This is a genomic window from Mesorhizobium sp. M2E.F.Ca.ET.219.01.1.1 (genome assembly GCF_004016445.2).
GTDB lineage: Bacteria > Pseudomonadota > Alphaproteobacteria > Rhizobiales > Rhizobiaceae > Mesorhizobium.
Genome location: NZ_SADT02000303.1, coordinates 1 through 279 on the forward strand (window position 1 = coordinate 1; position 279 = coordinate 279).

Consider the following 279-nt stretch of genomic DNA (forward strand, 5'->3'; position numbering starts at 1 on the left):
GGCGCCAATGCACAATCGTTTCCGTGTGGCAGCGGTGATGGTGGTGGCGCCAGCGGTAGCCGCCATTGTCGTAGTCATCGTACTGAGCGTTCTGGTCGCCGTCATACTCGTTGTCATAGTGGCGCATATGATGACGGCGAACGACGATTCCGGAATCGTCATCCGAGGAATATTGGCCGCCGTCGTCGGACTGGATAGTCAGGCTGGCGGCTTGGGTTGGCGCCATCGCTGCCGCTGTCGCGGCGAATGCCAGCACCGAGGCCAAAATCAACTTTTTCA

1 protein-coding gene is annotated in these 279 nt (G+C 59.1%); it reads right to left on the minus strand.

What is annotated here, in order from left to right:
• Window positions 1-279, minus strand: a 279-nt coding sequence (locus tag EN862_RS35935; RefSeq protein WP_135913365.1) for a hypothetical protein, incomplete at both ends; no start/stop codon positions are given.